Source organism: Rhodococcus sp. KB6 (assembly GCF_001445685.1).
GTDB lineage: Bacteria > Actinomycetota > Actinomycetes > Mycobacteriales > Mycobacteriaceae > Rhodococcus_F > Rhodococcus_F qingshengii.
In genome coordinates this window covers 60,681-82,810 of the sequence record NZ_LNAK01000018.1, presented here as the reverse complement: position 1 = coordinate 82,810, position 22,130 = coordinate 60,681, and the positions used below count along the sequence as shown (strand labels likewise).

General features: G+C 61.5%; 18 protein-coding genes, 1 tRNA gene and 1 pseudogene. 12 read left to right on the top strand and 8 right to left on the bottom strand.

The window, feature by feature from the left end; all coding sequences use genetic code 11:
• From ASU23_RS34170 to ASU23_RS03590, 5 genes and pseudogenes are all read left to right on the top strand, one after another.
• Positions 1-737, top strand: a pseudogene (locus ASU23_RS34170) (hypothetical protein); the annotation flags it as partial.
• The gene (locus ASU23_RS03605) at positions 734-1,537 is read left to right on the top strand and encodes an SGNH/GDSL hydrolase family protein (RefSeq protein ID WP_007728848.1); all 804 of its coding nucleotides are present in this window, start codon (positions 734-736) and stop codon (positions 1,535-1,537) included. The pseudogene ASU23_RS34170 and the gene ASU23_RS03605, both read left to right, overlap by 4 nt.
• Complete coding sequence (locus tag ASU23_RS03600; RefSeq protein ID WP_058037263.1) at positions 1,534-2,949, top strand: hypothetical protein; 1,416 nt, start codon at positions 1,534-1,536, stop codon at positions 2,947-2,949. The genes ASU23_RS03605 and ASU23_RS03600 overlap by 4 nt, the downstream gene beginning before the upstream one ends.
• Entirely contained in the window at positions 2,946-4,727 is a 1,782-nt protein-coding gene (locus tag ASU23_RS03595; protein WP_058037262.1) for a polysaccharide biosynthesis tyrosine autokinase, read from the top strand. Before ASU23_RS03600 ends, ASU23_RS03595 begins: the two co-directional genes overlap by 4 nt.
• 254 nt (positions 4,728-4,981) lie before the next feature.
• On the top strand, positions 4,982-6,367 hold the full coding sequence (locus ASU23_RS03590; protein WP_253741170.1) for a glycoside hydrolase family 71 protein: 1,386 nt from the start codon (positions 4,982-4,984) through the stop codon (positions 6,365-6,367).
• Between the two features lies 1 nt (position 6,368).
• Here the strand turns inward: ASU23_RS03590 and ASU23_RS03585 are convergent, their stop codons facing one another.
• Positions 6,369-7,601 (bottom strand): lipase family protein, encoded by a 1,233-nt coding sequence (locus ASU23_RS03585; RefSeq protein ID WP_082661313.1) that lies wholly within the window; start codon positions 7,599-7,601, stop codon positions 6,369-6,371.
• Positions 7,598-9,526 (bottom strand): alpha/beta hydrolase, encoded by a 1,929-nt coding sequence (locus ASU23_RS03580; protein WP_082661312.1) that lies wholly within the window; start codon positions 9,524-9,526, stop codon positions 7,598-7,600. Before ASU23_RS03580 ends, ASU23_RS03585 begins: the two co-directional genes overlap by 4 nt.
• 63 nt (positions 9,527-9,589) lie before the next feature.
• Between ASU23_RS03580 and ASU23_RS03575 the strand changes: the two genes are divergently transcribed.
• Positions 9,590-10,834 carry an Hsp70 family protein gene (locus ASU23_RS03575; protein ID WP_058037258.1) on the top strand — a complete coding sequence of 415 codons (1,245 nt, stop codon included), beginning with the start codon at positions 9,590-9,592 and terminating at the stop codon, positions 10,832-10,834.
• Between the two features lie 15 nt (positions 10,835-10,849).
• Here the strand turns inward: ASU23_RS03575 and efeB are convergent, their stop codons facing one another.
• Genes efeB through efeU form a run of 3 tightly spaced genes read right to left on the bottom strand, consistent with a single transcriptional unit; the run spans position 10,850 to position 14,178 of the window.
• A complete protein-coding gene (gene efeB, locus ASU23_RS03570) occupies positions 10,850-12,130 on the bottom strand; it encodes an iron uptake transporter deferrochelatase/peroxidase subunit (RefSeq protein ID WP_058037257.1) in 1,281 nt (426 codons plus the stop codon).
• A complete protein-coding gene (gene efeO, locus ASU23_RS03565; RefSeq protein ID WP_058037256.1) occupies positions 12,131-13,261 on the bottom strand; it encodes an iron uptake system protein EfeO in 1,131 nt (376 codons plus the stop codon). It lies immediately after the preceding gene.
• A 14-nt stretch (positions 13,262-13,275) separates the two neighbouring features.
• The gene (efeU, locus tag ASU23_RS03560) at positions 13,276-14,178 is read right to left on the bottom strand and encodes an iron uptake transporter permease EfeU (RefSeq protein ID WP_058037265.1); all 903 of its coding nucleotides are present in this window, start codon (positions 14,176-14,178) and stop codon (positions 13,276-13,278) included.
• A 140-nt stretch (positions 14,179-14,318) separates the two neighbouring features.
• Between efeU and ASU23_RS03555 the strand changes: the two genes are divergently transcribed.
• The 6 genes from ASU23_RS03555 to ASU23_RS03530 all read left to right on the top strand — a co-directional run bounded on the left by ASU23_RS03555 (position 14,319) and on the right by ASU23_RS03530 (position 18,993).
• Complete coding sequence (locus ASU23_RS03555; protein ID WP_087503791.1) at positions 14,319-15,131, top strand: lytic transglycosylase domain-containing protein; 813 nt, start codon at positions 14,319-14,321, stop codon at positions 15,129-15,131.
• Between the two features lie 214 nt (positions 15,132-15,345).
• Complete coding sequence (eno, locus tag ASU23_RS03550; RefSeq protein ID WP_003946309.1) at positions 15,346-16,632, top strand: phosphopyruvate hydratase; 1,287 nt, start codon at positions 15,346-15,348, stop codon at positions 16,630-16,632.
• 176 nt (positions 16,633-16,808) lie between these two features.
• The gene (locus tag ASU23_RS03545) at positions 16,809-17,378 is read left to right on the top strand and encodes a septum formation initiator family protein (RefSeq protein WP_019744627.1); all 570 of its coding nucleotides are present in this window, start codon (positions 16,809-16,811) and stop codon (positions 17,376-17,378) included.
• Entirely contained in the window at positions 17,375-17,920 is a 546-nt protein-coding gene (locus ASU23_RS03540; protein WP_003946286.1) for a DUF501 domain-containing protein, read from the top strand. Before ASU23_RS03545 ends, ASU23_RS03540 begins: the two co-directional genes overlap by 4 nt.
• Positions 17,917-18,882 carry a Ppx/GppA phosphatase family protein gene (locus tag ASU23_RS03535; RefSeq protein WP_058037254.1) on the top strand — a complete coding sequence of 322 codons (966 nt, stop codon included), beginning with the start codon at positions 17,917-17,919 and terminating at the stop codon, positions 18,880-18,882. The genes ASU23_RS03540 and ASU23_RS03535 overlap by 4 nt, the downstream gene beginning before the upstream one ends.
• Positions 18,883-18,916: 34 nt before the next feature.
• Positions 18,917-18,993: transfer RNA gene (locus tag ASU23_RS03530), tRNA-Leu, on the top strand.
• 93 nt (positions 18,994-19,086) lie between these two features.
• On the opposite strand, the gene ASU23_RS03525 is transcribed toward ASU23_RS03530, so the two are convergent.
• The 3 genes from ASU23_RS03525 to ASU23_RS03510 form a co-directional block, all read right to left on the bottom strand.
• Positions 19,087-19,773 carry a hypothetical protein gene (locus ASU23_RS03525; protein WP_007728826.1) on the bottom strand — a complete coding sequence of 229 codons (687 nt, stop codon included), beginning with the start codon at positions 19,771-19,773 and terminating at the stop codon, positions 19,087-19,089.
• Positions 19,774-20,717: 944 nt separating this feature from the next.
• Positions 20,718-20,912 carry a hypothetical protein gene (locus ASU23_RS03515; protein ID WP_058037253.1) on the bottom strand — a complete coding sequence of 65 codons (195 nt, stop codon included), beginning with the start codon at positions 20,910-20,912 and terminating at the stop codon, positions 20,718-20,720.
• 289 nt (positions 20,913-21,201) lie between these two features.
• Positions 21,202-21,879, bottom strand: coding sequence for a tellurium resistance protein TerA (locus tag ASU23_RS03510; RefSeq protein WP_007728823.1), 678 nt, complete (start codon positions 21,877-21,879; stop codon positions 21,202-21,204).
• Positions 21,880-22,130: the final 251 nt, after the last annotated feature.

Here is a 22,130-nt window from a genome sequence, read left to right as displayed (position 1 = left end):
TGTCACAGGGTTGGTCCTTCTTGGTCGAGAACGGCTATTTCGCAATTCCCATTCTCGCGCCGAGGACCAGCCCGTCTACTTCAGTCCCGCGTCAGCAACGTCCGTACCCGCAACAACTAGCCGTGGCGGCACTTTTCGGACTCTTCGCGACCCGTGGTCGTTTCCGTGTGGTTGCCCTGCTTGCCGTGGCTGCACTTGTCCTGGTCTTTCCGCTCGCCGATGCGTTCAGGTACAGCACGTCGGCACAGTTCAAGACAAGCTCGCCTCTCGAATCGCTCACGTCTCCGGACTACGACGCATTTGCGCAGGTCAACAACACCGTCAACTTTGTGAATACGCACGGGGTTACCGATGGCAAGCAGGCACTCGGAGTTGTTCTTTTCTGGATTCCGCGGACCATCTGGCCCGGCAAAGCTACGGACACGGGCATCCTGCTCGCGGAGAGCCGCAACTACACGGTCAAGAACCTTTCTGCTCCGTTGTGGTCCGAGCTGTTCGTCAACGGTGGGTGGATCGCGCTGATTGTCGGAATGGTTGCTCTAGGCTTGATCGCAGGGATTCAGGACAGGCGAATCGAACTGTCGCTGCGCCAGTCCAGGGCGCCGACGATCCTTGCCTGCATCCTGCCCTTCTACCTGATCATTCTGCTCAGAGGATCACTGCTGCAAGCGATGTCGTACTTCCTCGTCATCATCGGTTGTGCATTCTTCGTCTCACGGCGGGAGGTGACTCGATGACTCGGACGAACCGATTCTCGTCGAGAATCTCTGCCCGTCGCCCGCTGGAACTCGTGGGCCTTGCTCTGCTGGTGGTACTGGTCGTTTGTGCGACGGCGCTGGCGGTGCGTCAGAATTCGGCTGCCGGAAACGGCCGGTCCGCCCTCACAGCAGCGACAACGGTTCCTCAGTTGCCGCCGGACACAGCGCCGGCATCGATGTGGTTCGGCGACAGCTTCACTGCGGGCATCAACGGAATCGGGCTCGGGGCATACCCGAGAATCATCTGCGTCCGGATGGGGTGGGACTGCAATGTCGATGCTCAGGGAAGCACCGGTTTCACCAACGACGGCGCACCCGAGTATCAGGGAACTACAACACGATTCGAGAATCGACTACAGGTGTCGATCGAGCGGTATCGAGCGGACATCATTTTCGTGGACGGTGGGCGAAACGATCTGCACATGAGTCCGATGGATTTGTTTCCCGTCATGACGTCGTACATCGATACCGTCCGGGATGCATGGCCGGATGCGCGTCTGGTGATCATCGTGCCGACATACGTCACACCTGTGCCGTACGACGGATACGACCAATTCGTATCAGCGCTGCGAAGTTACGGGGAATCGGTTGCCGCGACCGTGATCGATCCTGTTGCCGACGGTTGGTACGCCGACGTGGACCTCACGACACTGAAATTCGAGGACGGTGTGCACCCGAATGCAGTGGGGAACGCAGTGATTGCTCAGAAACTGGTGGAATCGCTGACCGCCTCCGGTGTGATTCGCGAGGGCGCGCCGAATGGGGGGATTCTGCGATGAACCCGTCCCGCTTCTTCGGAATCCTTCGTGACAAGTGGGTTGTCGTCGGCATCTCGACATTGCTCGGCCTGCTGGTAGGCGTTCTGCTGACATTGCTCACGCCGACCACTTTCAAGTCCTCGACCCAGCTCTTTCTCACCACGCCAGGGTGGGGCACACCGACCACTCTGGGCAATGCCGATTCGAGCCCTTTCCAAGGTGACGAATTCTCGCAGCAACGAGCGGGTACGTACACGCGTCTGGCGGAGGGTGCCGACTTCTCGGCCCGCGTCGCAAGTCGTCTGGGCGAGAGTGGTCTGCGTGACGTCGAAAGCATTTCGGTTCGCGTTGTGCCCGACACCGTGTTGCTCGAAATCTCTGGCACCACCGACAGCGCAGACCGGGCGTTGCAACTGACGAACGCGGCTTCGGATGAGATGAACGAGACGATCCGGCGACTCGAGACGCCGAGTGGGACTTTGATCCCGACGGTTCAGCCGCTGACTGTCGTCACGGCGTCAGCACCGACGAGCCCGGCTGGTCCGCAGACGATTCCGAACGTTCTTCTGGGGTTGGTCGTCGGATCGATGGTTGGAGTGACTGGTGTGATCTTGGCTGCTGCGAGGTCGAGAGCAGTTCAGGGTGTCGACGAATTAGCGGCCTGGACGGGTCTACCTGTGCTCGAGTCGATCCCGTACCTCGGTGACAGGGGATTGTCCGCCGAGGAAGGTGCTCAGTCGGCATCGAGAAGTTATTTTGAGAGACTGCAGTTCAACCGAGATCTCATCGGGTCAGGTACGCCCGCGTCACCCGTGCTCGTGACCGCTGCCGACGAGGGGAAGATCAGCAGGTTCGCAGCTGGCGGCATCGCCGATGCTGCTTGCGCTCTGGGGTATTCGGTGGTTCTCGTCGACTGCAACTTCCGATCCTCGCGTGCACATATCGAGTTCGGGGTCACCGACATCGTCATGTCGGACAGCGTCCTCGATGATGTTCTGATCTCGACACCGCTGCATCCGACTCTCCTCCGGAGCGGTTCGCCGACCGAAACTCCGGAGCGAGTCTTCGAGTCTGAGTCGTTCAGGCGCATGCTGCGAGATCTGAGTGCCAGGTTCGACGTAGTGGTTGTTTTCGACTCCGGCGGGACGCAGTATGCCGACTCGGGCCGACTGGCCAAGGTATGCCGTTCGATAATCCTTGTCGTTCAGTCTCATTCGACAAACATGCAGACGGTGATGACGAAGATTCACGATCTGGAAATCGCAGGAGCGAAAATCGAAGGTTCGGTCCTCTTGACGACCACGCGCCGAACGCAGCGAGGGGCAGTGTTGCCCGTGAATCGGCCAGACACAACTGACTCGGTGGCAAGTTACACGCCACGGCGCGACGGAGACACACGCACACAGCGATCTCCAAGAAAGGCGAACACATGAATGCACTCAGCACTGCCGCGCGAATTCTGAGGCGGGGGTGGGCACTACCTGTCTTCGCGGTGCTCGGCTTGATCCTCGGTGCTTTCATGGCCATCTCGAGTCCGTCGTCCTACACGTCGACAACTGTGCTGTTCATCGGCTCGCCGATCAGTGCTGACTCGGCTGGCGCCTACCAGGGCGATCTGTTTTCTCAGCAACGAGCGGCGACCTATGCCCAACTGTTTTCGAGCGACGATCTGGCGGTCAAGGTGATCGACGACCTGGGTCTTCCAATGAGCGGACATGAGTTGGCCTCGCAGGTTTCGGCGGCAGCAGTTGAGAAAACTGTGCTCTTGCAGGTCTCGGTCACGGATTCGACGGCCGAAGGATCGGCCGGTATCGCCAATGCGTATGCGAAGAATTTTGCACAATATGTGGGGCAGTTGGAGACCCCTAACGGTGGTGGCCGTCCGAATACCTCCGTCCAGGTGGTCACCGAGGCCAACGCTGAAGATGCCAGTGGGGGTTCGAATCTCGTGATGACGTCCCTGTTCGGCCTCATCGGTGGCCTGGTCGTCGGCATCGGCGTCCGGGTGCTCCTTGGGCGACTCGACCGGTCCGTTCGAAGCGCTTCCATGCTCTCGGCCGTTGCAGGTGTACCGATTTTGGCGACAGTTCCGGAATCGGCCTCGCGGGGATTTCGCGCTTTGACGTTCCCCGCCGACGGCGCGACCGCCTATGCCGAGTCGATACGCAAGCTCAGGACAGGTATCGAGTTCGCCGGCCCGAGTGCCGACGCGATCCGTTCGGTCCTCATCGCCTCGCCTCGGTACTCGGAGCCTGCGGGGTGCATCGCAGCCGATCTCGCGGTTGTCCTGTCCGAAGCGGGACGTCGAGTGCTGTTGGTGGACGGTGACTTGAGGTCGCCGAGCTTGGATTCTTACCTCGGTATCAAGCCGGCAGTCGGCTTTTCCGACGTGCTGGCCGGTGCGATTCCGCTCGTGGACGTGCTCGTTCAGGTACCCGGTCGCTCATTGACTCTGCTGCCCGCCGGCTCGATACGATCCGATTCCGGTGATGCCATCGCATCGGTCTCGGCACGCGAGATGCTTTCGGAAGCCTCCGAGAAATTCGAATACACGATCGTCGTGGGTCCACCGTTGTCGCTCTATTCCGATTCGGCTGTGATCGGCTCAGTCGTCGACGGCGTCGTTCTTGTTTCAACACAGAGTATTTCGTCGGTCGACGAGGTGGAAGGCGCAGCGACCACGCTGCGCGCTGCCGGCGCGAACCTGTTGGGCGCGGTGCTGTCGGGTGTCGGACGGGGTGGCTGGGTCAAGGTCCGCAGCCGTGTGAGTGTGGTGGACGAGCCTGCGGCGAACGAGCCTCCGGTGAATGATGCATCGAATGAACCAGTCGGCGCGTGGCCTCCCGTTGAACGAGGAGCCGGCGCGCAGGTAATACACGCAGAACCAGGTGTGGGATCGACGGGGAAGAATGAAGTGGAGAAGCATGATTCGGGGGATTCGGTCGAATCTCCGGCCGAAGATATGCGCATCGATTTCGACGAATGGGAGCCGGCGGAGACTGAGGGGCGCTACACGCGCAGTGATCTGGACAGTCCGACAGTGGCGATCCCTCGCTCGATGCTCCGCACAAAGGTCGCGCAGAAGGCGAACCTCTCGAGTGACGAGTTGCCGACCGATAAGCGGCAGGTAAGATCACTCGGTGGGAACGGCGATTCCGATTCCAGGTCGAATCATTCGCCGCAAGCTTCGGATTCTGTGCAGCAGAATTGAATTGGAATTCGATTTCCAGGTTCGGGATGTCAACGTCACCGGACATTGCGGCGTAAGGCCGTGTGTGAGAAGGGGTGGCTGATTCGGTGAACGCCGATGCTCGAAAACGGAAACGGGTGAGTATCGAAGGTTCGCGGGACAGGAAATTTCGTGCAGTTACCATCGGCATTGCGCTGGTGTCGTCAGTGCTTCTCGTAGTGGCCGGCCTCAGGCTCTCTGATGGAGTGGACCCAAACGCGAGGGTTGACGCGGCGGTGTCATCACATCCCGCCGTCGAGCTTCCGGACAACGGACAGTCGACCGCCAAAATGGTCTTTGCGCACTACTTCCCGCCGTATCCCCTTTCGATCGACAACCTACCGTCGGGCGAAGACTATTACGCCACGCAGTATCTCAATCCGAACGGTGAACGAGGTTCATACGCCGCATTCGGAGGGTTTCTTCGAGACCGACCGCAACCACGGCCTGTTTCAGCTGACCCACAGTGGAGGCAGCGAGATCTCGAAGATGAAGTGCGGCAGGCAATCGACGCGGGAATCAGTGGGTTCTCGGTTGACATTCTGACGAAGTCGTCGAACCCGTTGTGGTCTTCGTCCGTTCCGTCCCAACTTCTCGCCGCTTCGGCCGCGGTTGATCCTGCGTTCGAAATAATGCTGATGCCGGATATGAACGGCGAACTCGGCACATTGGACCCCGCGAATCTGGCAGGCGAGTTGTCGCAGTACGCGTCATCGCCGTCGGTTTTTCGATTGACGGACAACCGGGTGGTGATTTCGCCCTTTCTTGCCGAGAAACACGACCCGGCGTGGTGGTCGCAGTTTCTCGAAATCATGAAGGCCCGCCACGGGATCGAGGTGGCCTTCGTTCCACTCTTCCTGAACTCCACCACGAATATGGATTCATTCGCGTCGATAAGCTATGGAATGTCGACGTGGGGTGGACGTAACCCTTCCTTCAACCCAGTGACGGACACCGGGATCGGCTCGCCACTGGATCAGGTGAACCGAGCGCACGCTCTCGGCAAGATATGGATGCAGTCGGTCTCGTTCCAGGATGCGCGTCCCAGCCAATCGGTTTTCGACGAAGCGCAGAACACTGGGAATCTCCGAAACACCTGGCAGATTGCGCGCGAATCGGATAGCGAATGGGTGCAACTAATTTCGTGGAACGACTACAGCGAAGGTACGGCGTTTGCACCGAGCGAGGGGCACGGTCGTGCGCTGCTCGATTTGAACGCATATTTTGTCGACTGGTTCAAGACCGGAACGGCACCGGCGATTGCACGTGATATCGCGTACGTCACCTATCGGAACCAGCTGTCGTCCGCGCAACCCGCACTACCCTCGGTATCACCGATGATTCTGCGTGCGGGGTCGTCCCCGGTTCGCGACACGATCGAGGTTTTGACCTTCTTGGTCGAAGGTGCCGAAGTGAAAGTTACGGTCGGCGGTACGACGACCACGTGCAGTGCCGATACAGGGATGGACATCTGCACGGTTCCATCGGCGGTCGGCGCCGTCTCGGTCAGCGTGGTTCGAAACGGGGCGGAAGTGGCTTCGGCGAAGGCACATTCAGACGTCGTGTCCACTCCTGCGGTTCAGAACATGGAGTACCTGGTCGATTCGAGTTTTGGACGATAAATCAGCAGTCCGACGGCGGTGACTCGCCTCTGAAGCGCGCTTGGAGCCAGGCTGCGGTCTCGGACCCCGGATCCAGATTATTGTGAGTTTGGCCTGCCCTGACGATGTGCTGCACCGAATCGCCGAACGCACAGGCATTGTCGACGGCCTCTTGCACCCACTGCGGGCGGATCGTCTGATCAGCGTCGCCGTTGATGACCAAGAGTGGTCCTCCGGCCGGACGCTGCGGAAGGGCGATCGATATGAGCCAGTCGCGCAAGACTGCTCCGGCCTCGTCGGAGTTCGGCAGGGTATCGGCGGGATTCAGTCGTGATGCTTGTTCGCCGCGTTCTTTCAACACCGGACCCGCACATGCCAGCCACATCGCAGAGTTGCTCGCCAGCGCGCCGTGTAGGTAGTTGCCTGGATCGGTGCCGGGTCGAGCGATGGTCAGCCCAGATACTACGTACGACATCATGATCTGCTGTTCATGCGTCAGCCACTGCGACTGGGCCAAGTCGGCGAGCTTGGAAAGATCTGCCGCCGGAGCCAGCGCTACCGATCCGACAAAATTCAATTCGGGCGCGTAGAAACCGGACAACTCTGCCGCCGCCCATGTCGCCTGCCCGCCGATCGACACGCCGAGTCCTGCCCATTTCCCGGACGTGTCCGGGACCATTTCTCGCGCCGCGCGAACTCCGTCGATCAGGTTGAATGCGCTGGTGTTCGGATCGAGGTACGGGTTGATGCCGCCTGCCGGACCCAATCCTTGGTAGTCGGTCATGACTGCGACGAACCCAAGTTTCATCAAAGGGACGATCGTGCTCGCGTAACCCAGGAGATTCGGGTACATCGAAGGTCCGCACTCCGCAGTCACTCCCGTTGTGCCGTGACCGACGGTGACAACAGACCGCCCGCCGGGTGGTGGATCGCCTTCCGGAACGAAGACGACTCCAGACACGACCGTTGAGCTTCCGTCCATACCTGAAGTTGATCGGTACGTGATCTGGTGGGCAGTCGCGCCCACGTCGGCGATCAGTGGATCGATTTCGTCGAACGCGGACGCACTTTCCAGTTTGCCTCTGGCCGCGACGGCGTCGGCGCTGATCGAGGGAAGAGGTACGGACGTAGGAGTCGGTTTTGAGGGCCTTGTGTGGGCAGTGCAACCGGTCAGAAGCGCCACGGTTGTCGCTGCAACGACTACAAATACTTGGGACGACGTTGTAATTCCGTCCCGGGTAGACGTGCGCATCATGCTCCGAGTCGCTCCTGATCGCGCTTCGACACGGTGAGTTTTCGGTCTCCGAACGCATCGAGTGCAGAGGCAACTATCAACCGGCGGACGCGTTCTCGCGAACTGCGATGGAACAGGTTGTGATCGCCGGAGCCTGAGAACAAGACCTGTGGAGGATTCCTCGATCTCGAAAGACGCGCTATACCTCGTCGGCCTCTGTTCGCCTCGAACCACGCTTCGTCTTCCGGCGAGAGTGACACTGCAGTTTTTGTCCCGCGGCGGGTCAAGGTCCGAAGCATCGACTCGGGGGCATTGACCAATCCGAGGAAACCGAGACCGAGCCACACCGGGTAGGGAACGTACCGCTGAGCTCGTCGTCCGGAATTGCGAATTGTTCTGGCCACGAGGAAAATTCGGTTTGCAACGTCAGACTCCATTGCATCGACGTGTGCTTTCTTCACTGGTGGTCGGCGATTGTTGATCGACCAGTTCACTATGTTGAGAAGCACCACGGACCTTGCGCCGCGCTGGCTTGCTGCATAGGCGCCCATCCATGCGCCGGAACACATTCCGACGTGCATCCGGCGGGACGGCGGCACGTCGAGAGTGTCGACGAGATCCAACACATTGCGGCGCGCTTCCGGAGACACGATGGGCGTGCTCTCGTCGGTGCAGACCGTGCCGCTGTCTCCTGTGCCCATCCTGTCGAAGCGAATCGAGCGAATACCGTGCGAGGCGAGAGTTCGAGCGGACTCGACCCACAGTCTCGCCGGCCCGATCCGGTGCTCGTTCGCGGTGCTGTGAAAGATCGCTGTGGCAGCGTGGCTCGCGGTCGTGCGGGATGCGGTGGAGATTGCAAATAGTGATCCGGTGGACCGTCGTTCCAATATTTCCCAGACTTCTTCGCCGTCGTCAGCCGTCGCGACATGCGCCGCCGACGTGATCTCTGGATCGACGGAAGTCTTGTCCTCGCCGAATTGTCGCGACACCCAACTCGAAATCCGCTGTATGTCGTGCGTAGGCACCGAGAGTACGAAACTGCTGGGGGAAACGAACTGATTCTGGCGTTCGACGAATATGCGTTCAGCACCGGATCGCTCGAGCATCCGTACCACGCGGGGCGAATCAGCGAATTCAGGGCGAATCGCGGCGAGGACTTTTGTCGACGAACTCGGATCGAACGTGCTGAGGTCAAGTCCGGAAAGGTCATTCACCGCTGCGGAAGCCAGCAGGCCGCCCACGATCGATGTGCAATCGTCGTGGTGGGGGTCGTCGTCGACCGAAACGCGGTACAGCGACGTCAGTTCTCGAACATAGGCCCTACCGGATATGACCGGATCCCACAAGACCATCGCACGTAGGTCGCCAAGTGTATCTACGGTGGACGCGGCCAGTAGGGCCCCTGCACGCAAACCTGCGACGGCAACGGACTCGATACCTGTGCGCCGCACGTACGAAACGGCTGCTGTCACGCTGGCCTGCCAGTGCGCAACTGCTAGCGGGTCATCCTGCCGACCGGATGAATCTCCTTGTCCCTCATAGTCGAAACGAAGAGCGAGGAATCCGTGCTCGGCAAGTTCTTGGGCGAGTTGGCGCAGTCCCCGATAAGCGCTGATGTGTTCCTTCGCGAGGGGTGGACATATGACCACGGCACCGCGCACGGCAGCATCCGACGGCAGGTGAACCGAGGCGAACAGTGCCCCATCACCAGGGCCCGGAATCCACGTGTCGATCGTGCGAATCCCGGTCGGTGTCTGGCGGTCGCGGAGGTGCCGGGTGGTGATCGCCAGCAGGGTGGGGTTGGGTGCGTGTAGTGCGGACATCACGGTCGTCATGTTGGCCATCGACTTGTTCAAGGACCTCTCCACACATTGATTCGGCCTGCCAGTTTCGCGTAGTTCTCCGGTTTCCAGAGGATCCGGTAAACTTCCCGCTACAGATAACATACCGCAAGTATGTTTTGCGGCGGATGAACAGTGCAAGAGTTCGATATGGGGGTGCGTACAGCGATGGATCCAGTGTTCGGTGCGTCGTTGGGCGCTGCCTCGGTTCGTATTGTTCGGGCCGACCCCCAGCCGGAAACCGGATCCACGAGCGGTCGATTCCTGACTCGGACTGTAGATGCATACGACGCCTCTCCGGTCCGGACAGCCGCGATTCACCTAGTTGCTGCGGTTCGCGGGGACACGTCACGGATGGTCATTTCGGTTCCCGACGAGCGGCAGAACGTAGCGCTCGAATCAGAACTGCGTGCCCGAGGTATCGAGGGCGTTGTCACGGTGCCGGAAGCGGTTGCCGTTGTCGCGTTGGTACGGACTTCGGGTGCGGCCGAAGGTTTTCGGTTACTTACAGTTCTCGATATCGGTCGAACCGGAGTGACTGTCTCGATGATCGAGATCGGGACCGCGACAACCATCGCGTCCACGCGGTCGACGGCGCTCGCCGGTGACAGGCTCGACGGGGTTGTCGCGGAGTTACTTCCCGCAACCACTGTTGATGCAGCCCTCGACGCTGATTCAGCGTTCGACGCCCGCGAAGTCAAGGAGTATCTCGCCAGTGGCTCCCGTCGTGCGCAGGTGATGCCCGTTCCCGAATCCATGTGCATCCGTTTCGATTCGGTTGTCAAGCGTGAAGTCGAAGACACGCTGATGGTGATTCGAGAAGTTGCGGCACGAGCTCGGTGTGTCCCTGACGCTTTGGTTCTCGTCGGAGGAGGCGCCCGAATTTCACTGGTGGAGAAGATACTCGCGCGGGAGTTTTCGGTACCGGTGATCAGGCCGGCCGAGCCCGAGCTCGCCTCGGCCAAGGGCGCAGCATTGATAGCCGAGGTCTTACATCAGGAGCACCCCAGCTCGGAAGTCGCGGTTTCGGACGTCGCGGTTTCGGCAGTCTCCGACTCGGAAATCGCAACGGATACTGTAGAAATGTCTTCCGATCAGGCCGTGGTGCACAGCGTCGGTGAAACCGAAGAAGACACCGAATCGGATTCGCTACCTGCTGGTGGGCTTGGGAGGATGCAAATCCTTGTGGGCGTCGGGTTCTCGATGGTTGCGCTGACCAGCTTCCTCGCGTGGGCGGTGCTGCGCCCGTTTTCGGATCCTGCACAGGCGGAACCGCCGCAGGCGCAAACAACGGCAATTGTCGCGCCGGTACCTACCTCCGACTTGCTGCCGCCGACCACGACCAGAGCAATCGATCCACTGACCGAGCGGAATCGGGCACCGGTCAATTTGGTGCGTTCGTGGAGGTACTGAACACAGAGACTCGCGTCAGGTGAACAGTTGGGAACTCCAGTCCTTGCCGTCGGCGAGACCGCCGGGGCAAGCGAAGACCGCAGAACCGACGTGCTGGATGTATTCGTTCAGCGCATCGTGTCGTGAAAGGTTTTGCTGCATCGGAACAAACTGCTCGACCGGATTCCGGCAGTACGCAACGAAGAACAGTCCCGCGTCCAGGTGGCCGAAGCCATCGGAGCCGTCCGTGAAGTTGTATCCGCGGCGCAAGATCTGAATCCCACCGAGTTCCTCGGCAGAGGCCAGGCGCACGTGTGAATCCTCCGGGATGACGAAGTCGTGTCCCATTTTGGAATCGAGATCGAGCTCGTCGAACTCGTCCTTGCCACCGAGCGGCGCTCCGCTGCGTTTGGAGCGGCCGATGACAGCTTCCTGTTCCTTGAGTACTGCGCGATCCCACTGCTCGATCAGCATGCGGATTCGTCTTGCGACGAGGAATGAGCCGCCCGCCATCCAGGCCTGATCGTCAGTGGGATCAACCCAGACGTGCTGGGCGAGTGCGTTTGGATCTTCCGCCTTGATGTTGGCTGTTCCGTCCTTGAACCCGAACAGATTTCGTGGTGTCGCCTGCGTCGTCGAGGTCGAGGATGTTCGTCCGAACCCGAGTTGCGACCATTTGACCGACGCGGTCCCGAACGCGACTCGCGCGAGGTTGCGGATCGCATGGACGGCAACCTGGGGGTCGTTGGCGCACGCTTGGATGGCGATGTCGCCCCCGCTGCGATTCGGATCGAGGTTGTCCGCACGGAAGTGGGGGAGATCGAGCAGGGCAGCAGGTTTCTTGTCTGCGAGACCGAACCGGTCGTCGAAAAGTGACGGTCCGAATCCGATGGTCAGGGTGAGTTGCGACGGCGCGAGATCGAGTGCCTCACCCGTATCGCTCGGTGGTGCATACGGACCGTCGCCGGTCGCTCCGTCCTCGGTTGCTTCCTGACCCGCCGTCATTCGTTCGGCCATCGCCGTCCACGTCTGCAGCAGCGTGATCAGTTCGTCGCGCGACTTCGTCGTCACATCGAAAGCGACGAAGTGCATACGATCCTGGGCCGGCGTCGTGATGCCTGCCTGATGCTCGCCGCGAAAGGCCACCACGTCTGCGTGATCGGTGCCGGAACTCTCGTCGGCGGTCACCCGCCCGATGACGGCACCGGCACCGGCCAGGACGGCGCCCGCCCCCACGGCGCCGAACAGTCGGCGCCGTGAGACTGCCTGCGGTGCTGCGCTTTCCGCAGCGGGTGTGCCTTTCGGTGAATCAGTCATCTACTGTCCCGCGACTACTTCCTGGACCTGGCTGACCTCGGCGGACAGAGCATCGATTTTACGCGAGAGTTCCTGACGCTGCGCCTCGGTCACGGTGTCGTAGTACACGAATCCGTCGCCGACCCGGAACTGCGCCAGCGCAGCGTCGAGGTCGGCGAATCGGTCAGCGATGCGCTGGGCGAGCTCGGGATTACGTTCCTGCAGAATCGGGTTCAGTGCCGCGATCGCCGCTTGTGAGCCATCGACGTTGGCCTGGAAATCCCAGAGGTCGGTATGCGAGAAGATGTCTTCTTCTCCGCTGATCTTCGACTTCGAGATCTCGTCGAGCAACCCTTGAGCGTCGCCGGCGATCTTGGTGGGATCGATCGTGTAATCGTCCGCGTTCACCTGGTCGGCAAGGTACTGGATGTCTTCGAGCAGCTGATCTGCGACCGCGTTGGTGTCCGGCTGAAGCCCGGTCACCCACAGATCCTTCTCGAGGCGGTGGAACCCGGTCCAGACCTGACCGGGCTCGAGATCCGCTTCGCGAAGGTCCAGCTTGGGATCGAGTTCGCCGAAGCTCTCGGCTTCGGGTTCGATGCGCTCGTAGTAGGTACGTGCGATCGGGAAGAGTGCCTTCGCCTGGTCGACGTTGCCGGACTGGACGGCGGCGACGAACTGAGCTGCGGTGTCCTGCAGCGCGACGATCTGGCTGCGGATGTAGCGACGGTAACCGTCGGCGGCTTCGGCGAGCTGGCCGCTCTCGTCGGTGGCCGCCTGCGAATCGCCTGTGACGACGAAGTCCTGACGGATGCCGGTTCCGACCATGCCCGGCTTGCAGGCGAGCTGGTAGGTCGCTGCTTCAGGGAGAGAGACGATCAGCTGACGGGTCAGTCCTGGGCCGATGTTCTCGACCTCGCCCATCGCTCGATCACCCTCGGCGAAGACGTAGAACTCGGTGACCTTGGAGCCGTTGTTCGTCACCTGGAAGGTCGACGTGCCGGTCGTCCCCGTCGTGGCGCTGACCTCACATGAGTCGTCGGTGGCGGTGACCGTGATGTCGCCGTCGTTCGCCGTCGTCTTCTCGGTGCACGCGGCGAGGGAGAAGGGAAGTACCGCAGCCGTGGCCAGTACGAGGGTGGATTTACGCATGTCGGCAATGCCTCTCAGGATTTTTCGGGAACGTGTGTGTCGTGCGCGGGCGGGGCCGTCGGCTCGGTTGGCTTCGACGGAAGGGGACGCAGGAAGAGTGCTAGGACGACTACGAGGTAGACGAGCCATGCGACGGCTTGCAGGACGGTCGGGTCCGGGCGGAAGTTGAAGATTCCGGCGAGGACGGTGCCGTACCAGGTCGACGGGTCGTAGCCGGGTGTCAGGTTGAACGCGAGATTCGAACCGCCCGGCAGGACGTTTCCGGTCTGCAGAGCGCGAACACCGTACGAGAGGATTCCGGCGGCTACGACGATGAGGAAGATCGCCGTGTACCGGAAGAACGTCGTGAGGTTGAGACGGAGGGCGCCGAAGTACATGGCGACGGTCAAGACGGCGGCCAAGAGAATTCCGAGGAGCAGTCCGACCAGCGGCCAGGAGCTGCCGGCGGTGTTCTCTGCGTACCCCACCATGAGCAACGCTGTCTCGACGCCTTCACGACCGACCGCGAAGAATGCCAGCGACAAAATGGCGACGGGTCCGGCAATGAGCGCCTTTTCCATCCCCGCCTTGAGATCTCCGGAAATGTTCTTCGCTGCCGTACGCATCCACAGGACCATGATCGTGACGATGACGACGGCGATCAGGGAGGCAACGCCCGCGATGATCTCTGCGGTCAGGCCGTCGACCGTCGACGTTCCGTAGTGGATCGCGAAGAAGATGATCGCCACCATCGCGACGGCGATCGCGACGCCGAGCCACACCCATTTCAGTGCGTCCTTGCGCTGCGCCTTCACGAGGTAGGCGGCGAGAATCATCACCACGATGCCCGCTTCGAGGCCTTCGCGCAGACCGATCAGGCCACTGCCGAATAACTGGGTGGCAACTGATGGTGTGCTCGCGGCAGCGAGTACCGACACGGGCACGGGCGACTCCTGACAGGAAGGGTGTAACAGCTTCGGACAAGTTCGTGAGGCTAGGCCAGCCTTAACTCAGAAGAAGATACTCCATCATCGACGGCGAACCATGCCCTCACCTGTACTTTTGCTGTTCTTTACCAATGGATTCGGGAGTAGTTCACTCGCATGTGGATGATGGAGGGGTGTACCGAACTCCCGTAGCCCGCAGAAGTCCCCGGCGTCTCTCGCGAGCCGTAGCAGCAGTAGCTGCCGGAACAGCTTTGCTGGGCGCAGGCGTCGTGGCTTGCGGATCGAACGAACCGAAGGTTGCTATTCCCGAGGGCATACCCCCAGGTACCGGCTCTCCGACGCCGCCGATCGACATCAATGCTCCCGGCCGCAGTGCTGATCAACTCGCCGACTGGGCAGCGGGATTGTCGGACGACATCGGGATCGGGACGACGGCACTCGAGGCCTACGGGTACGCCGCCGCGGTGATGGCCGAGACGCTTCCCGGCTGCGGAATCGGGTGGACAACTTTGGCCGGTATCGGCAGCGTCGAGAGCCGCCACGGGACCTACGACGGCTCGTCGGTCGACGCGTTCGGCCAGGTTGCTCCGATCATTCGGGGAATCCCTCTCGACGGTGGCCCGGGAGTTGCCGAGATCCCCGACACCGACGGCGGGGCGATGGACGGCGATCCAGTGCACGACCGTGCGATGGGGCCCATGCAGTTCATCCCCGAGACGTGGCTCAAATGGGGAGTCGACGCCAACGGCGACGGCCGGGTGGACCCCGACAACATCGACGACGCTGCCCTCACGGCCGCCCGCTACCTGTGTGCACGCGGGGGAGACCTCACTTCCGCTGCCGGATGGCAGCAGGCACTGATGGCGTACAACCTCTCGGGCGACTATCTCGCGCTCGTTCGTGATCGTGCGTCGGCGTATTCAGTCGGGGTACGGCCGGACTGACGGTGATCGATCCGCAGGTCGGACCCGTGACCGCGCGTCGATAAAGAAGCCTTCGGCCCGTGCGGTTAGGCTGTGTGCTGGCACTACAGAGGTGCTGGCACTGCAGAGGCCCAGCCGCGATCGTGGTCCTCTTTCGACCGGAGGGGTCGGAGCCCAAGTGTCAAGCACGCAGAGCGTGCCCCAATGCGAAGCCCATTCGAAGGAGAACCACACAGTGGCCAGTATTGAGCAGGTCGGAGCTCGCGAGATCCTTGATTCCCGTGGTAACCCCACGGTTGAGGTCGAGGTTCTGCTCGAAGACGGAAGTTTCGCCAGGGCTGCGGTGCCGTCCGGCGCTTCGACGGGTGAGCACGAAGCCGTCGAACTGCGCGACGGTGGCGCACGCTACGGCGGAAAGGGCGTCGAGAAGGCCGTGGAGGCTGTGCTCGGCGAGATCGCTCCTGCCATCATCGGCATCGACGCAACCGAGCAGCGCACGGTCGACCAGGCGCTGCTCGACGCGGACGGCACCCCGGACAAGTCGCGTCTCGGCGCAAACGCTCTGCTCGGTGCCTCGCTTGCCGTGGCTCGCGCCGCCGCCGAGTCCTCGGGCCTCGAGCTGTTCCGCTACGTCGGTGGCCCCAACGCTCACGTTCTCCCTGTCCCGATGATGAACATCCTCAACGGTGGCGCACACGCAGACACCGGTGTCGACGTCCAGGAGTTCATGGTTGCTCCCATCGGCGCACCGAGCTTCAAGGAATCGCTGCGCTGGGGCGCCGAGGTCTACCACTCCCTGAAGTCGGTTCTCAAGGAGAAGGGCCTCTCCACCGGTCTCGGCGACGAAGGCGGATTCGCGCCCGACGTCGCAGGCACCAAGGAAGCACTCGACCTCATCACGATCGCCGTGAACAAGACCGGCCTCAAGCTGGGTACCGACGTCGCGCTCGCTCTCGACGTCGCTGCCACCGAGTTCTACACCGACGGCACCGGCTACAAGTTCGAGGGCAAGAACCGCACCGCGGCCGAGATGGCGGCGTTCTACGCCGAGCTCATCGACGCCTACCCGCTCGTTTCCATCGAGGATCCGCTCGACGAAGACGACTGGGACGGCTGGGTCGCACTCACCGATCAGATCGGCAACAAAATCCAGCTCGTCGGCGACGACCTCTTCGTCACCAACCCCGAGCGCCTCGAAGAAGGCATCGTCAAGGGTGCGGCCAACGCACTCCTGGTGAAGGTCAACCAGATCGGCACCCTGACCGAGACCCTCGACGCCGTCGATCTCGCTCACCGCAACGGCTACAAGACGATGATGAGCCACCGTTCCGGCGAGACCGAGGACACCACCATCGCCGACCTCGCGGTTGCCGTCGGCAGCGGCCAGATCAAGACCGGTGCTCCGGCACGCAGCGAGCGCGTTGCCAAGTACAACCAGCTGCTGCGCATCGAGGAAAACCTCGGCGACGCAGCACGTTACGCCGGCGAGGTTGCGTTCCCGCGCTTCGCTTTCGAGGCCTGACGGAAATCTAAGATTCAGTAGTGTCTGCACAGCGCGGTAAGCCACGATCCCCCGGCGGAAGTCCGGGGGGTCGTGGTTCCCGTCGTGGGGACACACCGTCGCGTGCGCGTCGGGACAGCGCCCGACGCCCGCGCGTGTCGGAACCTTCGGTAGATCCGGCAGCAGTTGATTCTGCTGTGACAGACCCCGCGCAACCGGGGGTCTCCGCCGAGAAAGCATCGGCGCGAGGGTCGAAGTCGGCCCGGGGGAAGAGCGGAACCAACAAGTTCTGGTCTCGGCTTCCGAAGTCGGACAACACCATTTTCGGTTTGTCCACCAGTCGGGCAGTTGTGCTCGCGATGGTTGTGCTCATGCTGGCGCTGACACTGGCAGTGCCGCTCCGTACTTACATCAGCCAGCGTTCGGATGCCGCGCAGGTGGCGGCGGAACGTCAGGTACTCGAGGAAGAACTGCGAAAGCTGCAAGGGCAGAACGCGCGCTTCGACGACCCTGCGTACATCGAAGCTCTTGCACGAGAACGCCTTCGGTACGTCAAACCAGGCGAGACCCCGTTCCAGGTTCAGCTTCCCGGTGACTACAAGGAACCCGAGAAGAAGCAGGAAAAGGAAACACCGCTCACAGGTCCGTGGTATCGCGATCTGTGGCAAACGATTTCGGAACCGCCAGTGGTTCCCGAGACGACGACACCGGCCCCGATGCCGTTGGCGCCGATAGAGCCAGAAGAACAAGGAGTACCCACCGGGTGAGCAACACGTCCGAAAATTCCCCACAGGTTTCACAAGCGGATCTCGACGCCGTTGCCGCTCAATTGGGCCGTGAGCCACGCGGAGTGATCGAGATCGCGTACCGCAGCCCGGACGGTCAGCCGGGCGTGGTCAAGACCGCCCCCAAACTTCCGGACGGAACACCGTTCCCGACGTTGTACTACCTCACGGACCCGCGACTGACTGCCGAAGCGAGCCGTCAGGAATCCGCCGGCGTCATGCGTGAAATGACCGAACGCCTGACCCAGGATCCGGAACTTGCCGCGGCTTACCGCCGGGCGTACGAGTCGTACCTTGCCGAGCGGGACGCGATCGAATCTCTGGGAACCGACTTTGCCGGCGGTGGAATGCCGGATCGTGTCAAGTGCCTGCACGTGCTGATGGCACATTCGCTTGCCAAGGGGCCCGGCGTCAACCCGCTCGGTGACGAGTCCGTCGCGTTGGCCGGTCACGGAAAGCTGCGCGGCACTGCAATTCCCGCGGACTGGCCTGGCATCGACGATGCCGACAACACCGACCGGTGACTCGCCGTGTCGCCGCAGTCGATTGCGGTACCAACTCCATTCGACTGCTGATCGCGGACGTCGGCGCCGACGGTCGTCTGGTGGATGTCCGGCGCGAGATGCGCGTCGTGCGACTCGGTCAAGGTGTTGATGCGACAGGGGCATTCGCGCCCGAGGCCATCGAACGCACCCGGGTCGCGCTGGTCGAGTACGCGTCGATGATCGCCGATGCCGGAGCAACCGCCGTTCGCATGGTCGCCACCTCGGCTACTCGCGACGCTGCGAATCGGGAAGAATTCTTCACGATGACGCGGGACGTGCTCGGCGCGGTGATTCCCGGATCCGGAGCAGAGGTCATCACCGGCGACGAAGAGGCGCGCCTCTCGTTCAGCGGTGCTGTGGGAGAACTCGATCCGTCCGAGGGCCCCTTCGTGGTGGTCGATCTCGGCGGCGGATCCACCGAAGTTGTCCTCGGCGACACGTCGGGCGTCCAGGCTGCATACTCCACCGACATCGGCTGTGTGCGCGTCACGGAGCGTTGCTTACCGTCGGATCCGCCTACAGCAGAGCAGGTTTCCGAGGCGACGGCTTTCGCGACCGCGAAACTTACCGAGGCGTTCGAGGCCGTACCTGTCGAGAAGGCGCACACGTGGGTGGGTGTCGCTGGAACCATGACGACGCTGGCCGCGATCGCGCAGGATCTTCCGGAGTACGACGCCGAGAAGGTGCACCTGTCGAGGATTTCGTTCAATCAACTGTTCGACGTGTGCGAGCGTCTCATTGCTATGCCTCGGGTTGATCGTGCTGCCTTCGGCCCGATGCATCCGGGGCGGGTGGACGTCATCGGCGGCGGAGCGATCATCACCACGGTGCTGGCTCAAGCGTTCGAAGCCAAAGCCGGGATCGCCGAACTGGTTGTCAGCGAACACGACATACTCGACGGCATCGCGATGTCGGTAGCTCAGACCGACCCGATAGTCTGATCCCTGCCGCACCCGACCCGTCGGGTGCGGCAAGGCCCCCATAGCCCAATTGGCAGAGGCAACGGACTTAAAATCCGTCAAGTGTCGGTTCGAGTCCGACTGGGGGCACCACGTAGATCCTCCTGCACATTGAATCGAAAAACCCCGCTCGTCCTCTTCGGGCGGGCGGGGCTTTCCGTGGAGCAGCGACTGACCACCACGTGGCTACTGAGCCCAGACGGTCGTCCCTGCAGGAGCATTCAGCGTGTTGACGAGATCGATGCCGGCTACGACAGCCGCGCCGCCGCCGCCGAGGATCGTTCCGGCGACACCGCCGATTCCGGCGCCTGTTGCGAGGCCACCCAGGCACAGTGCCGCGGCGACGGGGAGTCCGACGATGGTCAAGCCCAGCGGAGCGCCGACAGCGCAACCGATTCCGGCGCCGACGATGGTGCCGAGCAGGCTGCCGACCTGAGTGCCGAGTCCGAGTTGGCTCTGGAAGTGCGCAATCGCCCGATCATTCTCCTCGGGCGAGGCGACGGGCGTCCATTCCTTTGCCGCAGGCGCACTCTCGGGTCGAGGTGTTGCCTTCGCAGAATCGGTGATCGGTGTCAGCGTGAGGGTCTTACCGTCTTCACTGATCGTGCGATCGAAGGGGAACTGTAGATCCCCGAGGTTGTATGCGAGAGGCAGGGAAACAAGGTCGGCTCCCTTGCTGTCCTGCAAGACGACGGACTTGCCGTCGCCGGACACCTTGAACAGCCCGGCGTCGATGGTGGTGACGATCGACTTGTCGACGACCTTCGCTTCGTAATTCACGTCGGTCGACGGATCAGCTGATGCGATCCCTGTTGATGCTCCGACTGCAGCGACCGCTAGAGCAGTCACAGCCGCCTTCTTGAAGAAACCCATAGTTCAACCCCGTGTTCGCCTGCGTGTGCTCGCAGAAATTCGACAACTTCGGACATTGGTAAACCCCCGACAAAGCCTTCGTATTAAAGCAGACCGAAGTGACGGAAGGGATAGTTGCGCTCGGGCCGACCGGAAGCGGCCGGTGTAATCGAATGTGCAGCGTGCAGTATCAAGTTGTCGAACATGTGTGCGAAAATGTGGAGATGCGGTTGACCGAGCAATCCCCGGACTGCTGCTCCAACGGACACCGGCTCACGGCGAACACATGCCTTGTCGGTTGGGAGGTCTGCGGGTGTGCCTCGACGGAGAATGGCGGACACAGGACCCATTACTGCAGGCGATGTGGTGAAACTGTCCGGACGCCGGAGTGTGTCGGCGTGGATCCGCAGAAAAGTCGGTGGGGTTGAAGTGCTGTTACGTTGTGTTTCAAAGAGATTCGCGAGAGCCTCACCCGGCGGATCGGTGCCGGGTGAGGCTTGTGGATCAGGTAGGCGGGGCGACGGGTGCGTCGCTGCTTCCTCCCGAGCTCCCGCTCGACGAGCCGGTGCCGAACAGTAGGCCGAAGAAGCCGGAGATTGCGCCGAAGAAATCGAACATGGGCGAGCCTTTCGCGAGGACGAATGCGGTCACGACAAGTGGCCGACTTGTGGTGGTGTTCAGAGAAGTTCCGTCGACATTGACGGCAAAGGCGTCGGACGAAGGCCGACTGCCGGATGAAATGTACGATTCGTCCCCGTTTCATACAAGTCTTTCCCGAGTAACAGTTACTTGAGGCTTAAATTATCGGGGGTGCCTGCCTGATCTGGGGTGCCCTGCCTGCTTGGGTGGGGCAACCAGGCAGGGCAGTGGTTGGCCGTCCCTCTCAATACCGACCTACGGCGAACCATCGGCGTTGAAACTACCCACAGTTCGTGACGTGCGCCACTTACGTACCGCTACCTTCGTTAGCCGAGGTCGGACGTTGCGGCGAAGGCGGTCGTCGACGTCCCCGCGGGGACGTGGTTCATCGAGAAATCGCGGTCCCGATCAGGGTTGACGACGCTTGCAAACAGGAGCATGGCGGCGACAAAGAGAACTCCTGCGGCGAGGTAGGCGATTCTCACGGGCAGGCGCGGGCGTCGATCTGAATTCGTGGACATTCACGTTCTCCATCGGTGCATGTTGGACGAACGCCTAGTTTAACGATCAACTAATGAAAGGGTGCGAACAGTGACGCAAGATACGAAAAGGCCCTCGATCTCGGGGGAAATCGAGGGCCTTTCCGGTCGAACGTCGGCGCCGCCAAGCACATAGCGTCACCGACCCACTATCGGTGTCGAGCGTGACCCCTCATGTCCGACCCCACTTCTCGACACTATCCAGTAACTTGCGACATTGTGGATGATTCGGACATTGTCATTCGGATGGGGGAGATCCCGTCCGCAGCCCCTACTTTCGTCCGGCAGCCCATTTCATTCCCCAGTTGTAGGCCCGATCGAGATCTGACTGACTGCCGTTGATGTACTGAACTTCACGGGTCACCGTCACGCCCTGACCTGAACTCTGGATGAGAGCGATTGCGCACAGTCGCTCCTGGTTGCTGGCGGAGTCGAGTCGCACTTCCACCTCCGGCCCGTTGGTGGGATACAAGGTGACGACGCCGTCCACCGCCGCCCAGTTGGGAGCGCCGTCGTAGATCATCGCGAAGATCAGGATTCGCCGGAAAGCGCTTGGGTCACCAAGATTGACGTGCATGTTCTCGCCGCCGGTGTTCGCACCACTGCGGTCGTCGCCGTCGAGGGAGATGTAGGGCGGAGAAGTCAGTGAACCGAAACTGTTACCCAAGGCCTGAACTACTCCCTTGGACCCGTCGGCAAGTTCGTAGAGGCATCCGAGGTCCAGGTCGACCGCACCAGAGCCTGCGCCGGCGAGCTTGGCGAGAAAACCGGTCTTCTTCGGTGGTGCCCCCTGTGACCAGTTGAGGTTCACGCGCATATTGCCTTGTCGTTCACCCGCCTTCGCGAGGTTGACCGTCGGTGCCGATTTGGTGAGCGTGATCTTGCTCAGGCTGACCGGTGCTTGCGACGGAGTGGACTCGCCGGAACGTCGGGTGTAGTCGATTGCCATCGTGATAGTCCTTGTCTGAACTCAAATGAGTCCGATCGTGTTACCCGTCGAGGAATCTCCACCGACGTGATCGGCGATCTCCGGCCATTGTCCCTCATGTCTGATTTCAACCCATGGGCATCAAACTTGCGGCGCCAACTTGCGGCAGACCAGCAGTTTGCTGATTACTGTGTCTGTGGGCAGACGCGACTCCGAAATAGGGTGGACGCACTGGTTGACACGGCAACGTCCAATTACGGAAGAATTGCTGA